The following is a 14,918-nucleotide window of genomic DNA, read 5'->3' as shown; positions in this document are numbered from 1 at the left end:
CCGTGCCCGATCGGCGAACCGAGAGGAACTACGCGACCGTGCGACGCCTGCGTACACGAGTGGCCGGGGTACTGCTTGCGGTGCTCGCGCTGACGGTGACCACAGCCTGCTCGTCCAAGGACGGCACAGCTGGGAGCGAGCCGGCCGCCAAGGCCGAGGCCGCCGCCGATCGGGTTGAGCCGCTCGCCGAGACCCCGACCCCCCAACTCCCGGTCACCGTGCGCTCGTCCGACGGCAGGAAGGTCACCGTCAGGGACGCCGAGCGGATCGTTCCGCTCTCCGGGAGTCTCAGTGAGATCGTCTTCACGCTGGGGCTCGGGGACCGGGTCGTCGCCCGTGACATCACCGCCACCTTCGCGCAGGCGGAGAAGCTGCCGGTGGTCACCCGCAATCACGACGTCTCCGCGGAGAGCGTCCTGTCCCTCAAGCCCGATCTCGTGCTCGCCGAGACCAGCACCGGGCCCGACGAGGCGATGGGCCAGATCCGTGACGCGGGCGTCCCCGTCCTCGTGGTCGACCCGGCGAAGGGCCTCGACGACGTGGGCCCGCGCATCGAGGCGGTGGCCCGCGCACTCGGCGTACCGGCGGCGGGCAAGGAGCTCACGAAGCGCTCCGAGGAGCGGATCGCCGCCGTGCGCAAGGACATTCCGAAGAAGACCGACAAGCCGCGCGTCGCCTTCCTCTACCTCCGCGGCACCGCCTCCGTCTATCTGATCGGCGGCAAGGACTCGGGGGCCACCTCGCTGCTCGAAGCGGCGGGAGCGGTGGACGGCGGCGCCGAGTCGGGCCTGGAGAAGGACTTCACCACGATCACCACGGAGGCCCTCGCCGAGGCCGCCCCCGACGCGATCCTCGTCATGTCCAAGGGCCTCGAATCCGTCGGCGGCATCGACGGTCTCGTCAAGATTCCAGGCGTCGCCCAGACCCCCGCCGGAATGGAGCGCCGGGTCGTCTCGATCGAGGACGGCGTCCTCCTCAACTACGGCCCCCGCACGGACGAGGTACTGAAGTCCCTGGTCGACCAGTTGTACGGGGACACCAAGTGACCGTGACCGACAAGGGCGCCGCGCCCGATTCCGGGACAGAGGCCGGGACGGAGGCCGGGACGGACGCAGGGACGGAGGCCGGGACGGACGCAGGGACGGAGGCCGGGACGGACGCCGGGACAGCGGATGCGGCCCCGGAGGCGGCCCCGGAGACGTCGGCGACGACCCCCGGCAGACCCGCCGGGTCCCGCCGCGGCGCCCCCTGGCTGCTCACCGTCGGCCTGGCCGTCCTCCTCGGCCTCCTCACCCTGGCCTCCGCCGGGCTCGGCGCGTACGAGATATCGCCGGGTGACGTCCTGTCGTCCATCGCGCACCGGGCCGGAGTCGGCGGCAGCGAACTCGCCCGCGTCCCCGAGTCCGTGCTCTGGAACGTGCGCTTCCCGCGGATCGTGCTCGCGCTGCTCGTCGGTGCCTCGCTGGGCTGTGCGGGCGCGCTGATGCAGGGCGTGTTCGGCAATCCGCTCGCCGAACCGAGCGTCATCGGCGTCTCGTTGGGCGCGGCGGTCGGCGCGGTCGCCGCGATCTCGCTCGGCCTGAACTTCCTCGGCAACTGGACGCTCCCGGCCTTCGCCTTCGTGGCGGGTCTCGGCACGGCGCTGCTGGTGTACTCGATGTCCCGCTCGGGTGGCCGTACGGAGGTCGTGACGCTGATCCTCACCGGTATCGCGGTGAACGCCTTCGCGGGCGCGCTGATCGGCCTGTTCATCTTCCTCGCGGACACCGCCGCGGTGAACCAGATCACCTTCTGGCAGCTCGGCTCGCTCTCCCAGGCCACCTGGCCGAAGGTGCTCGCGGTGCTGCCGTGCGCGGCGCTCGGCCTGGCCGTCGCGCCCTTCTACGCACGGAAGTTGGACCTGCTGTCCCTCGGCGAGCGGCCCGCCCGGCATCTGGGCGTGGACGTCGAGCGGCTGCGTGTCGTGCTGATCCTGGTCGTCGCGCTGCTGACGGCCGCGGCCGTGAGCGTCTCCGGTGTCATCGGCTTCGTCGGGCTCGTCATCCCGCATCTGCTGCGCATGGCGGCCGGCCCCGGCCACCGTTTCCTCATCCCCGGCAGCGCGCTCGGCGGTGCGGTGGTGCTGCTCGCGGGCGACCTCGCGGCCCGTACCGTCGTGGAGCCCGCCGAGCTGCCGCTCGGGGTGCTCACCGCGCTCTTCGGCAGCCCGTTCTTCTTCTGGCTGCTGCGCAGGACCCGTCGCAGGCAAGGAGGCTGGGCGTGAAGCTGCTCGGACTGATCGGTACGCGGCCCGCGCCTCCCGGCCCCGTGCACCCCGGCGACGTACTCGCCGAGGCCGAGGCCCTGCACGTCCGGCTCGGTGGCCGGGAGGTGCTGTCCGGCGTGGACGTCACCGCCCGCGCGGGCGAGGTGCTGGCCCTGGTCGGGCCCAACGGGGCAGGAAAGTCCACCCTGTTGGGCGCACTCGCGGCCGATCTCCCGGCCGCCGCGGGAGTCGTACGCGTCCATGGTCGCCCGGCGTCCGACTGGTCGGCGCAGGAACTGGCCCTGCGCCGGGCGGTGCTCCCCCAGTCCGCCGCGCTCTCCTTCCCGTTCGCGGTCGAGGAGGTCGTACGGATGGGCCGGGCGCCCTGGGCCGGACGGCCGGAGGAGGTCGAGGACGATGCCGCGGTGGCCGCGGCCATGGCGGCGACCGAGGTCACGGAATTCGCGGGCCGGTCCTTCTCGGCGCTCAGCGGCGGTGAGCGGGCGCGGGTGGCGCTCGCCCGGGTGCTCGCCCAGCGCACCCGGCTGCTGCTGCTCGACGAACCGACCGCTGCCCTGGATCTGCGCCACCAGGAACTGGTGCTCCGGGTCTGCCGCGCAAGGGCGCACGCCGGGGACGCGGTGGTCGTGGTGTTGCACGATCTGGGGCTCGCGGCGGCCTATGCGCACCGGGTCGTGATCCTGCGCGCCGGGCGCGCGGTGGCCGACGGACGGCCGGCCGAGGTCTTCACCGACCGACTACTTTCGGACGTCTACCAACAGCAGGTCGAGGTGTTTCCGCATCCACGCACCGGCGAGGTCCTGGTGGCCCCGGTGAGGGGTTCTTGACCGGTCTTTGACCGTTTAGTGGGGGTCGGATTGAGCCACCGTGACCAGGCCGTGGCCGTACCTCACCAATGAGAGCTGAATCACTGGACGGGCGGCTTTCAGTCAGGTAAGCCTCGGATAAGTTAGGGCAGCCTCACCGAGGACCTGTGTCTTCCCCATGCCTCTCCTGTGACCCTCTTGGAGCCTGTATGCGAGCCGTTCGACTCTCCGTCGTCACCGCCGCCGTGACCGCGGCGGCGGTGACCGCTGTCACGGGCTGCACCGAGAAGAGCGATGCCTCGGGCGGCGGCGACCGCGTCGTCAAGGTGACCGCCACGGACTCCAAGTGCGAGGTGTCGACGACGAAGTTCCCGGCCGGGCACATCCAGATAGATGTTGAGAACAAGGGCTCCAAGGTCACCGAGGTCTACCTCCTGTTCCCGGACGACCGGATCGTCACCGAGCGCGAGAACATCGGCCCCGGCACCAAGCAGAAGGTCACCGCCGAGGTGAAGGCGGGCGAGTACCGGATCGCCTGCAAGCCGGGCATGAAGGGCAAGGGCATCCGTCAGGACGTCACGGCCACCGGCAGCGGCAAGGTCGCCAAGCGCGACCCGCGCCTGGACTCGGCGGTCGCCGCCTACCGCTCCTACGCGCAGGAGCAGGCCGACGAGACCCTGCCCAAGGCGAAGGTCTTCGCCGAGGCGGTCAAGGCCGGCGACATCGAGGCCGCGAAGAAGGCGTACGCCGACTCGCGCATCGGCTGGGAGCGGACCGAGCCCGTCGCCGAGTCCTTCGGTGACATCGACCCGAAGGTCGACGTGCGCGAGGACGGTCTGGAGGAGGGCCAGGACCCGGAGAAGGACTGGACCGGCTGGCACCGCCTGGAGCGCTCGCTCTGGCAGGACAAGAAGCTCACCGACCGCGACTCCGAGCTGGCCGACCAGCTGATCACCGACCTCACCGACTGGCAGAAGCGCGTCGGCAAGGCCGAGATCACCCCGACCTCGATGGCCAACGGCGCCAAGGAACTCCTCGACGAGGTCGCCACCGGCAAGGTCACCGGCGAGGAGGAGCGCTACTCGCACACCGACCTCGTCGACTTCAAGGCGAACGTCGAGGGCGCGGAGAAGTCGTACGCGCTGCTGAAGCCGGTCGCCTCGGAGAACGACGCGGCGCTCACCAAGGAGCTGGACACGCAGTTCGCGGCGCTCAACACGCTGCTCGACAAGTACCGCGAGGACAAGACCTCCTACGAGTTCACCTCGTACGACAAGGTCGGCAAGGCCGACCGCAAGGAGCTCTCCGACGCGGTGAACGCGCTCGCGGAGCCGCTGTCCAAGCTCGCCGCAGCCGTCGTGAAGTAGGACGTGACGTAAGAGGGGCCCTGGCGCCATGACGGACACCACGAACACCACGGATACGACAGACACGACGGACGCGACGGACACAGGGGAAGCTGCCGAGCCCGGCGGGGCGCGGGGCGCCGACTCCCGTACCCCGTCGCGGCGTTCACTGATCGGCTGGGGCGGTGCCGGGCTCGCGCTCGGGGCCGCCGCGGCCGGCGGTGCGGTGGCGATGGCCCGCGACGGCGACGACACGGAGCCGACCGCGGCCGCGACGGGCGCCGCGGTCGCCTTCCACGGCACGAACCAGGCGGGCATCGCCACCCCGGTGCAGGACCGGCTGCACTTCGCCGCGTTCGACGTGAAGACCACGGACCGGGCCGCGTTCGTCCAGCTGCTGAAGGACTGGACGGAGGCCGCACGGCGGATGACCGCCGGACACGCGGTCGGTGAGGGCGCGTACGGGGGTCTCGCGGAGGCGCCGCCGGACGACACCGGGGAGGCGCTGGGTCTCAAACCGTCGCGGCTGACCCTGACGATCGGCTTCGGCCCGTCCCTGTTCGACAAGTTCGACCTCGCGGACCGGCGGCCCGAAGCCCTGGTCGACCTGCCGAAGTTCGCCGGCGACAACCTCGACGGGAACCGCAGTGGCGGCGACCTGTGCGTCCAGGCCTGCGCGGACGACCCGCAGGTCGCCGTGCACGCGATCCGCAACCTCGCTCGCATCGGCTTCGGCAAGGTCGTCATCCGCTGGTCCCAACTGGGCTTCGGCAAGACGTCCTCGACGACTCCGGAGGCCCAGACCCCGCGCAACCTCATGGGGTTCAAGGACGGCACCCGCAACATCGCGGGCACCGAGACGGACCGGCTGAAGAAGTTCGTGTGGGTCGAGGAGAAGGACGGCCCGGCGTGGATGGTCGACGGCTCGTACCTCGTGGCCCGGCGCATCCGCATGAACATCGAGACCTGGGACCGCACTTCCCTCCAGGAGCAGGAGGACATCTTCGGCCGTGACAAGGGCGAGGGCGCTCCGGTCGGGAAGGCCAAGGAGCGGGACAAGCCGTTCCTGAAGGCGATGAAGCCCGACGCGCACGTACGGCTCGCGCACCCCGACACCAACGCCGGGGCCACGCTCCTGCGCCGCGGCTACTCCTTCACCGACGGCACGGACGGCCTCGGCCGCCTGGACGCGGGCCTGTTCTTCCTCGCGTACCAGCGGGACGTACGCAAGGGCTTCATCCCGGTGCAGCGGAGCCTGGCGGCCGACGCGCTCAACGAGTACATCCAGCACGTGGGTTCAGCGGTCTTCGCCGTCCCGCCCGGCGTCCGCGACAAGGACGACTGGTGGGGCCGGGCCCTGTTCTCGACGGACTCGACGGACTCGAAGGACTCCACGGATTCCAACAGCTCCACGAACTCCAAGGAGGCGTAGGCGTGTTCGCGAACTATCTGATCGGCCTGCGCGAAGGCCTGGAAGCCAGCCTCGTCGTCTGCATCCTCATCGCGTATCTGGTGAAGACTGACCGGCGGGACGCCCTGAAGCCGATCTGGATCGGCATCGCCGTCGCGGTGGGACTCGCCCTCGGCTTCGGCTGCGCGCTCGAATTCGGCTCCCAGGAGCTGACGTTCGAGGCGCAGGAGGCGCTCGGCGGCTCACTGTCGATCATCGCGGTCGGCCTGGTCACGTGGATGGTCTTCTGGATGCGGCGTACGGCCCGCCATCTGAAGGCCGACCTGCACGGCAAGCTGGACGCGGCGCTGCAGATGGGTACGGGCGCGCTGGTCGCGACCGCGTTCCTGGCCGTGGGCCGCGAGGGCCTGGAGACGTCCCTGTTCGTCTGGACGTCCGTACGCGCGTCCAGCGACGGCACGGAAGGCCCGCTGATCGGTGTGCTGTTGGGCATCGCGACGGCGGTCGTGCTCGGCTACCTCTTCTACCGGGGCGCCCTGCGGATCAACCTCGCGAAGTTCTTCACCTGGACCGGCGCCATGCTGGTCGTCGTGGCCGCGGGTGTCCTCGCGTACGGCTTCCACGATCTCCAGGAGGCCGACTTCCTGCCGGGGCTGACGAACAAGGCCTTCGACATCAGCGGGACCATCCCCCCGGACAGTTGGTACGGCACGCTCCTCAAGGGCGTCTTCAACTTCCAGCCGGATCCGACGGTCCTCCAAGTCGTCGTGTGGTCCCTGTACTTGGTACCGACCCTCGCCTTCTTCCTGGCCCCGCAGCGGTCCGCGCCTCAAAGGGGCGCGGGGAACGGTGCGACCAGCCACGACGAACCCGCGCACGACAGCTCTCCAGCGGAACGCTAGGGTTCCCCTCCGGGAAAGGGGAATCTGACGGTGACGGTGACGGTACCCATGCGCAGGGATCACGGCCCACGTAGGCCTCGCAGGCTCGGCCGGAGCGCGCTGACGGCGGCGTCGGTGACCGTGCTGTCGGTGACGGCGAGCGGGTGCGTGGTGGTGCACGGGGAACGGGAGGTCCTCCCCGGGGCCACGAAGACCGAGGCCGCGCGTGCGCTGAAGGACTTCACGGCCGCCTACAACGAGGCCAACGGCGCCAACGACCCGTCCCTGGACGCGGACCGGGTCACCGGCGCCCTCGGGGACATCGACGGCGCGAAGCTGAAGGCAGGCGGCAAGAACCAGCCGGGCGGCAACCCCAATTACGTGCCGCTGGAGCTGAGCGACACCGAGTTCGCGATCCCGAAGAAGGCCGGCTGGCCGCGCTGGTTCGTCACCGACTCGAAGGCCAACAAGGGCCGCGGCGAGGACCGTTGGCTGCTGGTGTTCACCCGTGGCAGCGCCGACGACGTGTGGCAGGTCTCGTATCTGACGATCGTCGCCGCCGAAGAGGCGCCGGACTTCAAGAAGGACCAGGACGGCTGGGCGGAACCGGTCACGGCGACCGCGGCGGACCTGGCGGTCGCGCCCGGGGACCTCCCCCAGGACTACGCGACCTACCTCAAGGACGGCGGAGACACCTTCGCCGCGGGCACCCACACCACGAAGTGGCGCTCCGACCGCACGAAGAGCGCGAGCCGCCCCGGCCTCGCCCAGCAGTACATCGACGAGCCCCTGGCCTCCGGCGACTACGCCCCGGTGGCCCTGCGCACCACCACCGGCGGCGCCCTCGTCTTCTTCACCACCCGCCACTACCAGAAGCAGACAGCGGCCCAGGGCGTCCCCATCAACGTCACCAACGCCGACGTCGAAGCCCTCATGACCGGCGAACCCAAACAGTCCCTCACCCTCGAATCCATCTCCAACCAGGCAGTCCTCGACCCGTCCAAGGACGCGGCAAACCAACAGGTGGAGTTCCTGGGCAGGATCCAGGGCCTGACGGCGGCGAAGGGCGAGTAGGGGGCGGCGCCCCTTCAGGGGCGCGGGGAACGGCGCAGCCTTTTAGCTTTCGGCTTTCAGGGGCGCGGGGAACGGCGCAATCTTTTGTCTTTTGGCCTTTAGGGGCGCGGGGAACTGCGCAATCTTTTGGTCTTTAGGGACGCGGGGAACTGCGCGACCAGCCACAGGCGGCCCGCAGGCAAAGCAATCAGCAAGGTGGGGCCGGGGCGTCAGCCCCGAAGGGGCCACGCCGCAACATGGTCCCGCTCAACCCCCGCATACCGAGCACACTCATCGGTAAGCACCTCAAGCAACGACAAAGGATCCGGCAGCGCATGCTCCGGCCCCCGCACCCACTCCACCGTCAGATCACCGGGCAACCGCGCCGGAGGCACCAGCACATAGGACCCCCGGCAATGCCACCGCAACCCCGGATGCTCATCCATCGTCTCCGGATGACAATCCAGCTCACACGGCCACCACTCGTCCTCGTCCTCGGGCGTACCACGCGTAGCCGTGAAGAAGAGCATCCGGTCGCCCCCGGACACCGCGACGGGCCCGACCTCGACACCGAGGTCGAGCAACCGCTCCAGCGCCTCCTGCCCCGCCTCCAGCGGAACGTCCAGCACGTCGTGCACCATGCCGGTCGCGGTGATGAAGTTGGCGAGCGGCTGATGCCGCGCCCACCGCTCGATCTGCGCCCGGTCGGTCGTGGACTGCGTCTGCCAGGCAAAGGACACGGGGTGCCGCGCGGGGGTGGGACACCCGACCCGGTCACAGGAACATCGGTAGGCGGAGGGATGGGCGGCGGGCGCGAGCGGCAGCCCGGCTCCGGCGGCGGCAAGCAGCAGTTCCTCACGACCCGAGGAGTCGTCTCCCGAGTCCGTACGAGGCCGTCGGCCACGCAGCCACTGGGAGATCCTGCCCTGCCCGCCCGAGCGGCGGCCCATCTCTGCGCTCATCGATCCCCTCGCCCTGGCTGTTGTGCGGACAGCATGCCCTATGGTCCCACCATCCTGCGTCACGGGGGGCCGGAGCCCACATCCGGGGTAGGCGGGACGATGCCCGACCGGGCCATCGATCGAGTGTCATTGCATACTTTGAGACGATTTGCCCACCTACGGTGTCGGCATGGTCACACGGGCTGCGCTGACGGGTATCGCTGGTCTCACCTCGCTGGCCCTCGTGGGACAGGGCGGGGCGATCACCCCGCTCGAACGGGACGCCGGCCCGCTGACGGTGTCCGCACTCCCCCGCATCGTCCACACCGCGCACCGCGGCGGCGCCCGGGAGGTGCCGGAGAACAGCATGTCGGGCCTCGTGGCCGCGTACGAGCGCGGTACGGCCCAGGTGCTCGACCTGGACACCCGGATACTGCGCGACGGGACGATGGTGGTCATGCACGACGCGACCCTGAACCGCACGACCTACATGGGCGGCCCGGTGGACGCACTCGACCGGCGGGACTGGGAGGGGGTCCGGTTGCGCCCCGGGGACGGGCTGCTGGGGAGCTGGCGCCCCGAGCGGCCGCCGACGCTCGCCGAGGTGCTCGACCGGTTCGGCGGACGGGTGGTGCTGATGCTGGAGGCCAAGGACCCGCGGAGCCTGCCGACCCTCGCCGCGATGATCAGGTCACGCGGCCTGACCCGCTCGGTGCTGGTCAACTCCAACCACCCGGTGGTGGCGCGGCAGGCCCACCGCATGGGCCTGGTCTCGCAGTTGTGGCGGTCGGCACGGCAGATGCGTACGGACCGGCCCGAGCGGTGGCGGTCGTTCGTGGACGTCCTGGACGTGGACCACGAGGCCCGCGACCGCGATCTCGTACGGGCCGTCAGGTCCGGCGTCCCCCGCGTGTGGGCGCACACCGTGGTGACCCCGGCGCAGCGCGACCGCGCCCTCGCGCTCGGCTGCGACGGAATCATCACGGACGCGCCGGGGCGGCTGGCGCGGGCGGAGGGCCGGTGGGCCGGCGGTCAGCGGGCGGCGGGCCCACGTGGCGCGAGGCCGTAGAGGGCGTACTCGACGAGCTTGTCGGTGTACTCGTGCGTGATGGGGCCCGTGTACTGGAGCCAGCGCTGGGCGAGTGGCGAGACGAAGAGTTCCAGGGCGATGCGCGGGTCGATGTCCCTACGTACGGCGCCTTGTTCCTGGGCGGCGCGCAGGCGCTTCACATACAGCTGGAGCTGGGGTTCGAGGAGCTTGCCGACGAACTCCCGGCCGACCTGTTCGTTGACGACACCCTCGGCGGCCAAGGCCCGTGACGGCGCCTCGAAGGTGGGGTCCAGCAGCTCGTCGACCGTCGCCCTCAGCACCAGCTTGAGATCGGCCTCCAGGTCGCCGGTGTCGGGGATCTCGTACGCCGCCTGCTCCCCGACGACCTCCGGGCGGGCGGCCGCCTCCGCCGCCTGGGCGCTCAGGTCGATGAACGCCTCCAGCAGGACGTCGGCCTTCGACGACCACCACCGGTAGATCGTCTGCTTGCCGACGCCCGCGCGGGCCGCGATGCCCTCGATGGTGGTCTTCGGGTAGCCGACCTCGCTCACGAGCGCGAGGGCGGCGTCGTAGATCGCCCGCCGGGACTTCTCGCTGCGGCGGCTGGAATCGGGGGCGGACTTCTGCGGGGGCTGGGCGGACGTATGAGCCATACGCCCAAATCTACCAGCCCGACAAGACGCTCCGTCTCGCGTGACGACGATTCTCGCCCCCGCCACCCCTACCCTCCCCCACTCTCGGCTTCGCTCGAGCGGGGGGACCCCCATCGTCCCTTTCGGGGGCCAGCCCCCGAACCCCCGCTCCTCAAACGCCGGAGGGGCTGAAGATTTTCGCGGCCGGCCCGAACCTCTACAGCCCAGTCCAGGCACAACCAGCCCGTCCGGCGTTTGAGGACGAGGCCGTTCAGGCCGATGCGGGGGCCTGGGGGCGCAGCCCCCAGAAGGGACGGGAACGGGTAGGGGCGGCGGGGGCGAAACCCAACCCGTTCGGCTCCCGCCGAGAGACCCACTCGCGGCACACCATGGGCACCAACTACCCCCGCGGTACCCGCAGTACCCGCAGTACCCGCGGCCTTCGTAAGGAGCCCTCCTTACACCTCCCCCGCCGCGGCCTGCCGGACATGGTGTTCAAGACGAACGGCTTCGACCGCGTCCGCGAACCGGTCCACATCAACGAGGGCGAGGGCGACTTCGCCGTCTCCGACGGTCTGCACGTGCTGCTCCCGCAGTCCGCGACCGGCCTCTTCGACCCGCTCCGGGAGCGCGGGTACGAGCCGATCGGCATGGACCTGAGCGAACTGCTCAAGGGCGGCGGCAGTGTGAAGTGCTGCACGCAGGAGCTACGCGTCTGAGCCGTCACCCTGGACCGGGGGCGGCCAGGCGTCGCCCCAGTCCGCGTCGCGGGCCGCCTTGTAGAGGAGTCCGTGGCGCTTCGTCACGGTCGAGCGGCGCAGCTGCTCCTCGGTCTCGCACAGGTCGAGGAGCACCTGCCCCTTGCGGATCTGCGGCCGCCGTACGACCCGGGAGGAGGCCGGGGTCACCGGGAAGCGGGTGGCGGCGACATAGCTGAACTTCTCGTCCTCGTACGCCAGTGAGCCGCCCTTGACCTGCCGGTGCAGCGAGGAACGGCTGACCCGGGCCGAGAAGTGGCACCAGTCCTCGCCGGGGACGATCGGGCAGGCGGCGCTGTGCGGGCAGGGGGCGGCGATGTGGAAGCCGGCGCCGACGAGGCGGTCGCGGGCCCCGATGACACGGGCGTAGCCGTCCGGCGTGCCGGGTTCGATGATCACGACGGCCTGGGCGGCGCTCGCGGCGGCGTCCACGACTTCGGTGCGGGCCTGCTCGGTGAGCTCGCCGAGGACGTACGACACCGTGACGAGATCAGTGCTCTCGATGGTGAGCGCCGCTCCGATACGAGAGCGCTGCCACTCGGCGGACTTCAACAGCGGGTTCCGCGAGGCGAGTTCACGGCCGAGGGCGAGCGCGGGTTCGGCCCAGTCGAGCACGGTCACCGGCCGCTCCTCGGGCCAGGTGGCGTTGACGGCCCAGGTGGCCGCGCCCGTCCCACCGCCGACGTCCACATGGCGGCCCGGCGTCCACTCGGGCACGACGTCCGCGAAGGCGTCCAGCGCGGCCCGTACGGCCTCGAAGGTCGCGGGCATCCGGTACGCGGCGTACGCGGCCACGTCCGCGCGGTCGCGCAGGATCGGGGCGTCGGTCGGGGTGGTCCCCCGGTAGTTCACGATCAGCCGCTCGACGGCCTGCGCGGCCGCCTTCGTCGGCAGCCCGTCGAGCAGCCCCGCCAGGGCCACGCGCAGGGTCTCGGCTGGGGAAACGGGGACGGTCACGGGGGAAGTCTACGAGGGGTGCCGGTGCGGGTCGGGTGAGCGGTGCTCTCCAGCGAGAGCAGTGCTCACACCACGCGTGGCACCGACAGCCGGAAGCACCGCTCGCGCACCAGAGCACCGCTCACGCACCAGAGCACCGTTCGCGTACCAGAGCACCGTTCGCGTACCAGAGCACCGCTCACAATCCGGCACAGGCGCCGACAGCCGAGAGCGCCGGCCGCAGAACAGAGCACTGCTCACAAACCAGCGCACCGCTCACGCCCCCCGTACCGCCCGTGCCAGTCGTGTCGCCGCTGCCGCCCGGGGGCCGCTGTCCGAGGGGCGGCGGCGCGGGTGGACCGTGTTCGCCAGGAGCACCAGGAACGTGTCCGTCGACGGGTCGAGGACCAGCGACGTACCCGTGAAGCCCGTATGGCCCGCGGCTCCGTGGCCGGCCAGCTCGCCCATGAACCAGGGCTGGTCGAGGGCGAAGCCGAGGCCGGGTGGGGAGAGGAGGAGTTCGACGTAGTCGGGGCCGAGGATGCGGGCCGTGCCGTACGAGCCGCCCGCCAGCAGCGTGCGGCAGAAGACCGCCAGGTCGCCCGCCGTCGAGAAGAGGCCCGCGTGGCCCGCGGTTCCGCCCAGCGCCCAGGCGTTCTCGTCGTGGACCTCGCCCCGCAGCATCCCCCGGTCCGTCTTGGCCCACGGCAGCCGCTGGTCCTCGGTGGCGGCCGCGTCCGGGCGGGGTCCGAACCCGGTGGCCGTCATCCCGAGCGGCCGGGTGATGCCGTCCCGGACGAGGACATCCAGGCGGCGCCGGGTGATCCGTTCGAGGACGTGCTGGAGGAGCAGCATGTTGAGGTCCGAGTAGGCGTACGGGCCGCCGGGCGCGGTCAGCGGCTCCTCGGCACGCAGCAGGGCGAGCCGCGCCCTGTCGTCCCGGCAGTCGTACAGCGGGAGTTCGGGACGCAGCCCGGAGGTGTGGGTGAGCAGGTGCCGCACGGTGATTCCGTACTCGGCGGCCGCGGTGAAGTCCGGCAGATACGCCCCGACCCGGGCGTCGATGCCGAGCGTGCCGCGCTCCAGCTGCTGCACGGCGGCCACGCTCGTGAAGAGCTTCGTGAGGGAGGCCAGGTCGAAGACGGTGTCCGCGGCCGCCGGGACGCGGGCCTCGCGGGGCAGCTCGACGCCCGCGCCGGTGACCTCGTCGTACGCGGAGTACCGCACCGCCCACCCCGCCGCCTCCTCGACGGCGATCACGGGTCCGCGTCCGGCGACCAGTACGGCGCCCGGGGCCCAGGGCCGGTCCCCGTCGGTGAGCCGCCGGAACTCCCGTACGAGACGGTCGAGTTCGTCGGGGTCGAGCCCGGCACGTTCCGGTGTGCCGAGGCGCAGTCTCGGTGCGCTCAGCTCTCTGCTCCCTTCGCGTCCGCCTGTCTCCGCCAGGGACGGCACAGTCCCACGAAGCAGCCGACGGCGACCAGTGAACACGCCAACTGGACGACGGCCATCGGGACCGCGGTGTGTTCCCCGGCGATGCCCACGAGGGGTGTGGCCAGCGCGCCGACGAGGAAGGAGGAGGTGCCGAGCAGCGCGGAGGCGGAGCCCGCGGCGTGCCGGGTGCGCATGAGGGCGAGTGCGTTGGTGTTGGGCATGCACAGGGTCATCGCGGACATGAGGACGAAGAGGCCGACGGCGATCGGGACGAGACCCACCTCGCCGAAGACCCCGCTCGCCATCAGCAGCAGCGCGGCCGAGGCGGTGGTGATGATCCCGAGGCCGACCGCGAGCACCTTGTCGAGGCTGACCCGGCCGACGAGGATCTTGCCGTTGATCTGGCCGACGGCCACGAGGCCGATCGAGTTGACGCCGAAGAGGATGCTGTACGTCTGCGGGGAGGCGCCGTAGATCTCCTGGATCACGAACGGCGACGCGCTTATGTATGCGAAGAGCGCCGCGAAGGCGAAGCCGCCCGTGAGCATGTAGCCGGTGAAGACGCGGTCGGCGAGCAGACCGCGCATGGTCCGCAGCGCTTCGACGGTGCCGCCGCTGTGCCGGTGCTCGGGCGCGAGGGTCTCGGGCAGCATCCGCCAGACGACGACGGTCAGCACGATCCCGATGGCGGTCAGGATGTAGAAGACGCCCCGCCAGTCGGTGATGCGCAGCACCTGTCCGCCGATGAGCGGGGCGATGATCGGCGCGACCCCGGAGATCAGCATGAGCGTGGAGAAGAAGCGGGCCATGTCGACGCCGTCGTAGAGGTCGCGTACGACGGCCCGTGCGATGACGATCCCGGCGGCGCCCGCGAGGCCCTGGAGCAGCCGGAAGGCGACGAGGAGTTCGATGGTGGGCGCGACCGCGCAGACGGCGGTGGCGACGACGTAGAGGAGCAGTCCGACGATGAGCGGCCGTCTACGCCCCCACTTGTCGCTCATCGGGCCGACGACCAGCTGTCCGAGCGCCATGCCGGCGAGGCACGCGGTGAGCGTCAGCTGCACGGTGGCCGCGGACGCGTGGAGCGCGTCGGTGACCTCCGGGAGCGCCGGGAGGTACATGTCCATGGACAGCGGCGGTACGGCGGTGAGGCCGCCGAGGACAAGGGTGACCAGGAGTCCCACGGAACGGCGGGCCTCCGGTGGCGGTACCGGTGCCGCCGCAGCGGCGGTCGCGGTCTCTTCGGTGACCGCGTCGACCGCGTCGCCCACGTCGACCGCGTCGGTGACCGCCCCGGTAACGGCCGCGCTCGGTATGTGCCCCTCCGGGCCGTCCTGGTCCCGCGTGGTGCGGCCACGCTCGGACATGTGCCCCTCCCTGTTTGTGGAATACGCCACCTATGC

At 71.0% G+C, this 14,918-nt stretch carries 13 protein-coding genes and 1 pseudogene; 9 read left to right on the top strand and 5 right to left on the bottom strand.

The features are described 5' to 3' along the window. Positions 1-38: 38 nt before the first annotated feature. The 7 genes from ACIBEI_RS28505 to ACIBEI_RS28475 all read left to right on the top strand — a co-directional run bounded on the left by ACIBEI_RS28505 (position 39) and on the right by ACIBEI_RS28475 (position 7,784). Positions 39-1,046, top strand: a complete 1,008-nt coding sequence (locus ACIBEI_RS28505; RefSeq protein ID WP_398893102.1) for a hemin ABC transporter substrate-binding protein — start codon at positions 39-41, stop codon at positions 1,044-1,046. Then, complete coding sequence (locus ACIBEI_RS28500) at positions 1,043-2,263, top strand: FecCD family ABC transporter permease (protein ID WP_398893101.1); 1,221 nt, start codon at positions 1,043-1,045, stop codon at positions 2,261-2,263. The genes ACIBEI_RS28505 and ACIBEI_RS28500 overlap by 4 nt, the downstream gene beginning before the upstream one ends. Beyond that, positions 2,254-3,093 (top strand): heme ABC transporter ATP-binding protein, encoded by an 840-nt coding sequence (locus tag ACIBEI_RS28495; protein WP_398893220.1) that lies wholly within the window; start codon positions 2,254-2,256, stop codon positions 3,091-3,093. Before ACIBEI_RS28500 ends, ACIBEI_RS28495 begins: the two co-directional genes overlap by 10 nt. Before the next feature lie 188 nt (positions 3,094-3,281). Continuing rightward, positions 3,282-4,439, top strand: a complete 1,158-nt coding sequence (gene efeO, locus ACIBEI_RS28490; protein WP_398893100.1) for an iron uptake system protein EfeO — start codon at positions 3,282-3,284, stop codon at positions 4,437-4,439. Between the two features lie 28 nt (positions 4,440-4,467). After that, a complete protein-coding gene (gene efeB / locus ACIBEI_RS28485; protein ID WP_398893099.1) occupies positions 4,468-5,850 on the top strand; it encodes an iron uptake transporter deferrochelatase/peroxidase subunit in 1,383 nt (460 codons plus the stop codon). Between the two features lie 2 nt (positions 5,851-5,852). Then, entirely contained in the window at positions 5,853-6,731 is an 879-nt protein-coding gene (gene efeU / locus ACIBEI_RS28480; protein WP_398893098.1) for an iron uptake transporter permease EfeU, read from the top strand. 48 nt (positions 6,732-6,779) lie between these two features. Then, complete coding sequence (locus ACIBEI_RS28475; RefSeq protein ID WP_398893097.1) at positions 6,780-7,784, top strand: hypothetical protein; 1,005 nt, start codon at positions 6,780-6,782, stop codon at positions 7,782-7,784. A 209-nt stretch (positions 7,785-7,993) separates the two neighbouring features. Here ACIBEI_RS28475 and ACIBEI_RS28470 read toward each other — a convergent pair whose 3' ends face one another. Beyond that, positions 7,994-8,725, bottom strand: a complete 732-nt coding sequence (locus tag ACIBEI_RS28470; protein WP_398893096.1) for a bifunctional DNA primase/polymerase — start codon at positions 8,723-8,725, stop codon at positions 7,994-7,996. A 169-nt stretch (positions 8,726-8,894) separates the two neighbouring features. Between ACIBEI_RS28470 and ACIBEI_RS28465 the strand changes: the two genes are divergently transcribed. After that, the gene (locus ACIBEI_RS28465; protein ID WP_398893095.1) at positions 8,895-9,773 is read left to right on the top strand and encodes a glycerophosphodiester phosphodiesterase; all 879 of its coding nucleotides are present in this window, start codon (positions 8,895-8,897) and stop codon (positions 9,771-9,773) included. Here the strand turns inward: ACIBEI_RS28465 and ACIBEI_RS28460 are convergent. Beyond that, positions 9,737-10,408: a TetR/AcrR family transcriptional regulator gene (locus tag ACIBEI_RS28460; protein WP_398893094.1), complete on the bottom strand. Its 672-nt coding sequence runs from the start codon at positions 10,406-10,408 to the stop codon at positions 9,737-9,739. The two genes, ACIBEI_RS28465 and ACIBEI_RS28460, sit on opposite strands and share 37 nt — an antisense overlap. A gap of 539 nt (positions 10,409-10,947) precedes the next feature. Here ACIBEI_RS28460 and ACIBEI_RS28455 point away from each other — a divergent pair. Continuing rightward, positions 10,948-11,106, top strand: a pseudogene (locus tag ACIBEI_RS28455) (amidinotransferase); the annotation flags it as partial. Here the strand turns inward: ACIBEI_RS28455 and ACIBEI_RS28450 are convergent. From ACIBEI_RS28450 to ACIBEI_RS28440, 3 genes are all read right to left on the bottom strand, one after another. Further along, positions 11,095-12,102 carry a small ribosomal subunit Rsm22 family protein gene (locus tag ACIBEI_RS28450; RefSeq protein ID WP_398893093.1) on the bottom strand — a complete coding sequence of 336 codons (1,008 nt, stop codon included), beginning with the start codon at positions 12,100-12,102 and terminating at the stop codon, positions 11,095-11,097. The pseudogene ACIBEI_RS28455 and the gene ACIBEI_RS28450 overlap by 12 nt on opposite strands. Before the next feature lie 255 nt (positions 12,103-12,357). Continuing rightward, the gene (locus tag ACIBEI_RS28445) at positions 12,358-13,536 is read right to left on the bottom strand and encodes a serine hydrolase domain-containing protein (protein WP_398893092.1); all 1,179 of its coding nucleotides are present in this window, start codon (positions 13,534-13,536) and stop codon (positions 12,358-12,360) included. Further along, positions 13,488-14,882: a multidrug effflux MFS transporter gene (locus tag ACIBEI_RS28440; protein WP_398893091.1), complete on the bottom strand. Its 1,395-nt coding sequence runs from the start codon at positions 14,880-14,882 to the stop codon at positions 13,488-13,490. Before ACIBEI_RS28440 ends, ACIBEI_RS28445 begins: the two co-directional genes overlap by 49 nt. Positions 14,883-14,918 lie beyond the last annotated feature (36 nt).

It is taken from the genome of Streptomyces sp. NPDC050988 (genome assembly GCF_044456225.1).
GTDB lineage: Bacteria > Actinomycetota > Actinomycetes > Streptomycetales > Streptomycetaceae > Streptomyces.
The sequence above is the reverse complement of the archived record's forward strand: the minus strand, read 5'-3'. Positions and strand labels throughout refer to the sequence as shown.

Coding starts and splice junctions, on each gene's coding strand:
- efeO (WP_398893100.1), top strand. CDS start 3,282: ATGCGAGCCGTTCGACTCTCCGTCGTCACCGCCGCCGTGACCGCGGCG.
- efeB (WP_398893099.1), top strand. CDS start 4,468: ATGACGGACACCACGAACACCACGGATACGACAGACACGACGGACGCG.
- ACIBEI_RS28475 (WP_398893097.1), top strand. CDS start 6,780: ATGCGCAGGGATCACGGCCCACGTAGGCCTCGCAGGCTCGGCCGGAGC.
- ACIBEI_RS28470 (WP_398893096.1), bottom strand. CDS start 8,725: ATGAGCGCAGAGATGGGCCGCCGCTCGGGCGGGCAGGGCAGGATCTCC.
- ACIBEI_RS28465 (WP_398893095.1), top strand. CDS start 8,895: ATGGTCACACGGGCTGCGCTGACGGGTATCGCTGGTCTCACCTCGCTG.
- ACIBEI_RS28460 (WP_398893094.1), bottom strand. CDS start 10,408: ATGGCTCATACGTCCGCCCAGCCCCCGCAGAAGTCCGCCCCCGATTCC.
- ACIBEI_RS28440 (WP_398893091.1), bottom strand. CDS start 14,882: ATGTCCGAGCGTGGCCGCACCACGCGGGACCAGGACGGCCCGGAGGGG.